The organism is Candidatus Aminicenantes bacterium, assembly GCA_026393795.1.
In the GTDB taxonomy this organism is placed as follows: Bacteria; Acidobacteriota; Aminicenantia; order UBA2199; family UBA2199; genus UBA2199.
This window is the reverse complement of the sequence record JAPKZL010000217.1, coordinates 1-8,132: the sequence shown is the minus strand read 5'-3', so window position 1 is coordinate 8,132 and position 8,132 is coordinate 1. Positions and strand designations below refer to the sequence as shown.

General features: G+C 60.0%; 8 protein-coding genes. All 8 read left to right on the top strand.

Annotation, left to right across the window (positions count from 1 at the left end; all coding sequences use genetic code 11):
- Window positions 1-1,062: ATP-binding protein (locus tag NTW95_10670; GenBank protein ID MCX6557876.1), on the top strand; the 1,062-nt coding region annotated here is incomplete at its 5' end.
- A 70-nt stretch (window positions 1,063-1,132) separates the two neighbouring features.
- A complete protein-coding gene (locus NTW95_10665; protein ID MCX6557875.1) occupies window positions 1,133-2,158 on the top strand; it encodes a lysylphosphatidylglycerol synthase transmembrane domain-containing protein in 1,026 nt (341 codons plus the stop codon).
- Window positions 2,136-2,576, top strand: a complete 441-nt coding sequence (nrdR, locus tag NTW95_10660) for a transcriptional regulator NrdR (protein ID MCX6557874.1) — start codon at window positions 2,136-2,138, stop codon at window positions 2,574-2,576. Before NTW95_10665 ends, nrdR begins: the two co-directional genes overlap by 23 nt.
- Window positions 2,577-2,591: 15 nt before the next feature.
- Window positions 2,592-2,993, top strand: a complete 402-nt coding sequence (locus tag NTW95_10655; GenBank protein ID MCX6557873.1) for an Hsp20/alpha crystallin family protein — start codon at window positions 2,592-2,594, stop codon at window positions 2,991-2,993.
- Between the two features lie 11 nt (window positions 2,994-3,004).
- Window positions 3,005-5,389, top strand: a complete 2,385-nt coding sequence (gene lon, locus NTW95_10650; GenBank protein ID MCX6557872.1) for an endopeptidase La — start codon at window positions 3,005-3,007, stop codon at window positions 5,387-5,389.
- Window positions 5,389-6,339, top strand: coding sequence for a thiamine-phosphate kinase (gene thiL / locus NTW95_10645; GenBank protein ID MCX6557871.1), 951 nt, complete (start codon window positions 5,389-5,391; stop codon window positions 6,337-6,339). The genes lon and thiL overlap by 1 nt, the downstream gene beginning before the upstream one ends.
- Window positions 6,336-7,790: a leucyl aminopeptidase gene (locus NTW95_10640; protein ID MCX6557870.1), complete on the top strand. Its 1,455-nt coding sequence runs from the start codon at window positions 6,336-6,338 to the stop codon at window positions 7,788-7,790. The genes thiL and NTW95_10640 overlap by 4 nt, the downstream gene beginning before the upstream one ends.
- 96 nt (window positions 7,791-7,886) lie before the next feature.
- On the top strand, window positions 7,887-8,069 hold the full coding sequence (locus NTW95_10635; GenBank protein ID MCX6557869.1) for a type II toxin-antitoxin system HicA family toxin: 183 nt from the start codon (window positions 7,887-7,889) through the stop codon (window positions 8,067-8,069).
- Window positions 8,070-8,132: the final 63 nt, after the last annotated feature.

Below are 8,132 nucleotides of genomic sequence, written 5' to 3'. Positions count from 1 at the left end.
CAGCAGTTCTTTGAAAAAATCGTCGAGTATTCCCCTTCGGCGATCGTCATCGGCAACGAGAGCGCCGAGGTCATCACCATGAACCCGGCGGCTGAAAAAATGCTGGCCCGGCCGCTGGACCAGTTCAAGGACAAGCAGCTGTTCGAATACCTGCCGCTGCTGCACACGCTGAAGGAGGACTACTTCAAGGTGCTGCTGAGCGGCAAGCCCTGTTTTTACGACGGTTTTTCGGTGGTCCACCCCGACGGCAGTGAAAAAGTTCTGCGCCTGACCATGTACAAGATCCAGCTGCCCGGCGCGCCGGCCCTGGTCCTGCAGATAGAAGACGTCAGCGAAAAATTCGAGCTGGAGGAAAAGCTGCTGCATGCCAAGAAACTCGGGACGCTGGGGGAGCTGCTGAGCCGCTTCACCCATGAGTTCAACAACCTGATGACCAGCCTGCTCGGCCACCTGAGCATGCTCAAAAAGGAGGTCGGCCACGGCCACCCCAACTTCAAGCGCACGCAGATGATCGAGGACGTGGCCTTGCGCGCCTTCAACCTGGGCAAGGACATCCTGGATTTTTCGAAAAAGGAGAAGCTGAAAAAGGAGCGGGTGAACGTGGGCGGCGCCATCGAAACCGTGCTCAACCTGCTCGGGAAAACCGTGCTGAAGAGGATCGAAGTCGAAACCGCGATCACCGACAAGACCCTGACCGTGCTGATGAACAAGGAGAAATTCCTACTGGCGCTGTTCAACGTGCTGATCAACGCCAAGGACGCCATCTGGGCCGCGCAGCGGGACAGGGGCCTGATCCGCATCAGCGTCGACCGTATTTTCATCTCCCGGGAAGCAAAGAACTACATTCGCACCCGGATATCCGACAACGGCACAGGCATCGACGAAAAGGTCATCGGCAAGATCTTCGAAGCGTACTTCACCACCAAGGGCGACAAGGGCACCGGCCTGGGTTTGACGACAGTCAAGGAGATCATCGAGGAGTGCGCCGGCTGGATCGAAATCGAGGTCGAAAAAAACGCGGGCACGACCTTCATCCTGTTCCTGCCCGAGCACACCGCCTAGGCCGCCGCCGCTGTTTCAACTCCGCGCTCCCGTTTGACACGCCGGGGGAAAAATATTACCATGGCGGGAGATGAAACTCTGGAAAGTAACGCTGATCCTTAGCCTGTCCGCCCTGTTCGTCTTTTTATTCCTGCAGCGCGTCGATTTTCCCGAAATAAGAAAAATATGGCGGACGATCCCGCTCCTCTACCCGCTCGCCTTCCTGCTGCTGGCGCTGCCGCAATACATCGTCCGCGCCTGTCGCTGGGGGGTTCTGCTCAGCCCCTTCAAAAAAAACATCGCCATCGCCAGCCTGCTGAATTTCACCCTGATCGGCTTCATGGTTTCCTACCTGCTGCCCGGGCGGCTGGGCGAGATCGCCCGGCCGGTCATGCTCGCCGAAAAGGAAGAGATCAAAAAGAGCCAGGCCATCGCCACCATCATCAATGAACGGCTGTTCGACCTGCTCACGGTCATGCTCATGCTGCTCGTCTACCTCGGCCTGGGCCTGGGGCGGCCGTCACCGACGCTGCTCAAGCTGAGAACGCTGGTCCTGCTGCTGCTCCCGGCGGTGCTGCTGCTGTTCGCCATCATCACCCTGGCCAACTCGAAGAGATTCTCCCCGCGCACCGAGCGGCTCATCCGCGCCCTGGTCCGGTTGCTGCCGGCACGCGGTCGCGAAAAGGCGGTCTCCTTCGCCGTCCATTTCATCAAGGCCCTGAACCTGGACCTGGGTTGGGCGGGCCTGCTGAAGGTCGGCTGTCTCTCCCTGCTGCACTGGTCGATCATCTTGTTTTCCTATTGGCTGCTGATGCGGGGATTCTCCGGATTGGCCATGGACCTGCCGACCACCATCCCCTTCCTGGCGGTCATTTTCGTCTCGGCGGCGATTCCCACCCCGGGCATGGCCGGAAGCTTGGATCTGGCTTGCAAATACGCCCTGACCGGCCTGGGCAGCGCCAGCCCCGCGACGGCGGTGGCGTTCACCATTCTTTTCCATTTCCTGCTCCTGGCCATGCCGATCACTCTTGGCCTTATTGCCCTCTGGCGCGAGGGGTTGAATTTTAAAATTATCTCTAGGTTGAAAAAAAAAGATGAACTGTCCACAGTGCTCTAAAATCGCCGACAAGGTGATCGAAACCAGGGAAAGTAAGGACGGCCTTTACATCCGGCGCCGCCGCGAATGCCTCGGCTGCGGCAAGCGCTTCACCACCTACGAAAAAATCGAAAACATACCGCTGATGGTGGTCAAGAAGGACGGCCGGCGCGAACCGTTCGACATCGACAAGATCCGCAAGGGGCTGTATCGGGCCATGGAGAAAAGGCCGGTGCAGACCAAGCAGATCGAGCAGCTGGCCAGCCAGGTCGAAGAGTTTTTCTCGCGCTCGGAACGGGAAGTGCGCTCCGAGCGCATCGGCGAAATGATCATGGAAAAATTGAAAACCATGGACAAGGTAGCCTATGTCCGCTTCGCTTCGGTCTACCTGGAATTCAAGAGCCTGCAGGAGTTCCTGACCGAGCTGCACAGCCTTTAGAAAAAGGAGGAGTGATTGGCAAAAAAGCATTATCCTTTTTTCGAGATCGAGATCAGCAAGAATTTTCCCTCCGGCATCAGCACCCATATCGACTGGAAGCCGAACACCAATATCGTCGAAACGCAGGATTCCCTGATCATCGAAATGGAGCTTCCCGGCGTCGACAAGAACGATGTCTCCATCACCCTGCTCAACAACCAGGAGTTGATCTTCAAGGGCATCAAGAAGCAATCCCGCCTCGACCAGGGGCTGGTGACCTACTACCTGTTCGAGCGGGAATTCGGAGCCTTCTACAAGAAAATTGTCATCGATTTCCCGCTGGACACCAACAAGATCACATCGCATATGGAAAACGGCGTCCTGATTATTGAGATCTGCAAGAAAGTCATAGCTGAAGTCTCCGTGGAAATCAAGTGACGAGGTGACCCATGGCTGAAGAACAAAAAGGCATCACCCCAAGTACGGAAAAGGAAGAGAGGCTGGAAAAGATAGCCATCCCGGAGAAGCTGCCCGTCCTGGTGTTGCGCGACATCGTCGTCTTCCCCTACATGATCGTGCCGCTGTACGTCGGCCGGGCCAAGTCCAAGAAAGCCGTCGATTCCGCCCTGAACAGCGACCGCCTGATCCTGCTCTTGACCCAGAAGGACATGAACGTCGAGGACCCGAGCGCGGAGCAGCTGTACCAGTACGGCACGGTGGCCCTGATCGTGCGCATGCTCAAGCTCCCGGACGGACGCATGCGCGTGCTGGTCCAGGGCATCTCCCGGGTCAAGGTGCGGACTTTGAACGACGACGGCAAGATCATGCAAGCCGAAGTCGAGCCGCAGGAGGACGAGGAGCCGGGCCCGCTGACTTTGGAAGACAAGGCCATGATCAAGAACGTGCGCCAGAAGTTCGAGCAGGCCGGCAAGCTGGGAAAGTCCATCTCCAATGAAATCCTGATCATCGCCGAAAACATCGAGGAACCCGGGAAATTGGCCGACATCATCGCCGCCAACCTGGAATTGAAAATCCAGGATTCGCAGCGCATCCTGGAGGAGGTCAACTCGCTCAAGCGGCTGGGCAAGGTCTACGAATTTTTGAATTACGAGATCGAAATGCTCAACATCCAGAACCAGATCAACGTCAAGGCCCAGGGCGAAATGGACAAGAACCAGAAGGAATATTTCCTGCGCCAGCAGCTGAAGGCCATCAAGAAGGAGCTGGGCGAAGAAGCCGAGAACGCCGACGAGATCAACGCCTACCAGAAAAAACTGGATGAAACGAAAATGTCCGAAGCCGCCCACAAGGAGACCGAAAAGAACATCGAGCGCCTTAAAAAGATGCACCCGGAATCGGCCGAGAGCTCGGTGATACGGACCTACCTGGACTGGATGTTCGAACTGCCCTGGGGGGTTTCCAGCAAGGACAACATGAACCTGAAGCGGGCCAAGGCCATATTGAACCACGACCACTACGGCCTGGAAAAGGTCAAGGAGCGGATACTGGAATACCTGAGCGTGCGCAAGCTGAGCGCCAAGACCCACGGCCCCATCCTGTGCTTCGTCGGCCCGCCCGGGGTCGGCAAGACCTCGCTGGGCAAGTCGATCGCCCGGGCCCTGAACAAGAAATTCGTGCGCATTTCCCTGGGCGGGGTCCATGACGAGGCCGAGATCCGCGGCCACCGCCGCACCTACGTCGGGGCGCTGCCCGGAAAAATCATCCAGGAGCTGAAAAACGCCGCCTCGGACAACCCGGTGTTCATGATGGACGAGGTGGACAAGATCGGCCAGGATTTCCGCGGCGATCCGTCCTCGGCCCTGCTGGAAGTACTCGACCCGGAGCAGAACAACTCCGTCACCGACCACTACCTGGGCGTCGCGTTCGATCTCTCCAAGGTCCTGTTCATTACCACCGCCAACCTGATCGAACCCATCCAGCCGGCCTTTCGCGACCGCATGGAGGTCATCGAGATCCACGGCTACACCGAGGAGGAGAAGATCGAGATCGCCCGCCGCCACTTGATCCCGCGCCAGATCGAGGCCAACGGGCTGCACGCGCACTGGATCGAGTTCACCCCCGGGGCGTTGAAAAACATCATCGCCCTCTACACCCGCGAGGCGGGCGTGCGCAACCTGGAAAGGGAGATCGGCGGCATCTGCCGCAAAGTGGCCCACAAGGTCGCCCTGGGCGAGAAGAAGCTGTACAAGATCACCGGCCGCAACCTTGAAAAATACGCCGGCATCCCCAGGCTGTTCCGCGACCAGCTGCTGGAGGAGAGCGCGGTGGGCGTGGCCACCGGCATGGCCTGGACCCCGTACGGCGGCGACATCCTGTTCATCGAGGTCAAGCTGGTTCCCGGCAAGGGAACGCTGATCCTGACCGGGTCGCTGGGCGATGTGATGAAGGAATCGGCCAGCGCCGCCCTGAGCCTGATCAAGGCCTCGGCGGGCCAGCTGCATCTGGCCGCGGAGACGTTCGAGAAGAACGACATCCACATCCACATCCCCGAGGGCGGCATCCCCAAGGACGGGCCCTCGGCCGGCATCACCCTGGCCACCGCCCTGATCTCGGCCTTTACCGGCATCGCCGTGAACCGCGAGATCGCCATGACCGGCGAGATCACCCTGCGCGGCAAGATCCTGCCCGTGGGCGGCATCAAGGAGAAAGTCCTCTCGGCGCGCCGGGCCGGCATCCGCACCATCATCATGCCCGACAAGAACAAGAAGGACCTGAGCGAGCTCAAAAACGGGCCTATTCAGGCCATGAGCTTCATCTTTGTATCGGATTTCAAGGATGCCGTCAACGCCGCTCTGATCAAAAAGATATTTTAATGGACGAACAGAAATTTGTCGCCTATTTGAAGAGGCAATTCCCCTTTCGCCGCGGCCTGGGCATCGGCGATGACGCCTCGGTCGTCCGCAGCAACGGCCATTTTCAGCTGGTCAGTTGCGACATCCTGATCGAGGACGTCCATTTCCGCCTCCAGGACATCTCGTTGCGCCAGCTGGCCCTGAAAGCGCTGGCGGTGAACGTGTCGGATATTGCCGCCATGGGCGGCCGGGCCCAGTATTTCTATCTCGGCCTCGGTTTTCCCGGGCGCCTGACCGGCCGCGACCTGCATCAGTTTTTCGCCGGCCTGCGCCAGGGCTGCCGCGAATGGGACGTCGAGCTGGCCGGGGGCGACTACTCGCGCGCGCAGAAAATGTCCATCGCCATCACCATCATCGGCCAGTGCCAAAAACCGGTCCTGCGCAGCGGCGCCCGGCCCGGCGACCTGATCGCCGTCACCGGCCCGACCGGGGAATCGGCCCTGGGGCTGAAACAGCTGCTCGCCGGCGTGACGCGCTCCCCTTTCATCCGCACTCACCAGAAGCCGCAGCCGCAGTGCGCTCAGGGGCTGCTGCTTTCCGCTTACGCCAGCGCCATGATCGACGTGTCCGACGGACTGCTCCTGGACCTTTCCCGCCTGCTGGCAGCCTCGGGGACCGGCGCCGAGATCGATTACGGGAAAATTCCAATTTCACCGTCCTTCCGGCGGGCGTGCCGGCAGCAGCACTGTTCTGAAAAAGAACTGGTGCTGGCCGGCGGCGAGGACTACCAGTTGCTGTTCGCCGTATCCCCCCGCCGTGAAAGCCGCCTGCGTCAGACGAAGATGGCCTACCATGTCATCGGCCGGGTCACGGCAGGACGGCGCCTGCTCGTGCGCGAGGACGGACGTCCTTTGCAGGTCGCCGTCTTCGGTTTCGACCACTTTCGCGAAAAACCGGCGGGAATGAAATGAAAATAAGCAAAATCGCCAAACTGGACCCCCAACGGTCCGGGACCATTGTCATCCCCCTGTTCCGCGGCCTTTCCCCGACCGTTGTCAGCGCCATCGGGCGGGAATTCCCGGAGCTGGCCGAGCTGCTGCGGCAGAAGAAAACGCTGCCCAAAAACAACGACGCGCTGTTCTGCCATTCGCCCTCCGGCCGGCGCCAGTTCCTCCTCGTCGGTGCCGGGCGGAGCAACCGTCCGGCCGACGCCCGCGCCCTGGCCTGCCGCATCATGCTGCAGCTGCGGGAAAAGCGCGTCAGCCGCGCGTTGCTGTACATCAGCGCCCGCCCCCCGCTTTCAAATCCGTTTCTCCTCAATCTGATCGATTACCTGCACCTGAACAACTACGCTTTCGACCGCTACCTGCGCAAAAAGAACAAACCCGTGCAACGCCTCGACCTGTTCTGCCGGGACAAAATGCCTTTCAACGCTGCCGCGGCCAGGGAAAGGGAAACGATCAACCGCAGCGTGGTCTTCTGCCGCGACCTGGTCAACGAGATCCCGGCCCGGATCACCCCCGACACGCTGGTGCAGACGGCGACCGCCCTGGCTCGGGAGCACCGCTTGGCGCTGACCGTTTTCAGGAAAGACGAGCTGGCCGAGCACGGGCTGAACGGGCTGCTGGCGGTCGGCGCCGCCGCCTGCTGTTCGCCGGCCCTGATTCGCCTGGACTACGCCCCGGAAAACGCCTCGCGCCGGGTGGTGGTGGTCGGCAAGGGCATCACCTTCGATTCGGGCGGCCTGAACATCAAGCTCGCCGGGGCCAGCATGGAAGAGATGAAAAGCGACATGGCCGGAGCGGCGGTGGCCCTGGCCGTTGTCAGGAGCGCGGCCGTGCTGCGCCTGCCGTTCCAGGTGACCGCCCTGGCCGCCGTGGCTGAAAACATGCCCGGGGCCAGGGCCTACAAGCCGGGCGACATCATCACCTACGCCAACAAGAAAACGGTCGAGATCGTCAACACCGACGCCGAGGGGAGGCTGATCCTGGCCGACGCCCTGATCATTGCCAGCCGGGAAAAACCGGACGCCATCATCGAACTGTCCACCCTGACCGGAGCGATCGTCACCGCCCTCGGCGACGGCATCGCCGGCTTGATGTGCCGCAACAGGAAATTGCGCAGCGAGCTGCTGCAGGCCGGCGACGCCTGCGGAGAACTGCTCTGGGAGCTGCCCCTGTTCAGCGAGTACCGCCGGGACATCACGGCCAAGATCGCCGACCTTAAAAACGCCGACTACCACGGCGCTTCTTCCATCAAAGCCGGCCTGTTCCTGAACGAGTTCACCGGCTCCGTCCCCTTCGCCCACCTGGACATCGCCGGCACGGCTTTCCTGAGCAAGCCCGGTTTCTGGCTGGCCGCCGAAGGGGCGACCGGATTCGGCGTGCGCCTGCTGGTCGAATATCTGAAAAACCTGACCTGAGGATTATCGTAGGGGCGACCGGCCGGTCGCCCTTACATCATTGGAAAATTGACATACCTTGTTGACAAAACACCATTTATGATGTATTACTGATTTGTGAAAGGCAAGGATGTGGTGAAAGCATTGAAACAGCACGGCTGGAAAGTAGTGCGGGTGAAAGGCTCGCATTTCATGATGGAAAAGAACGGCCTGGTCGTGCCGGTTCCCTGCCACAACTGGGACATGGGCATCGGCCTTCTAAAAGAGATATCCAAGAAAACCGGAGTCTCATTGCCATGACCCAGCAGAACTGCGAAGTCCCCCGCAAGGGGGAGATAAGAGCCTTAGATAACAAATTCAAAA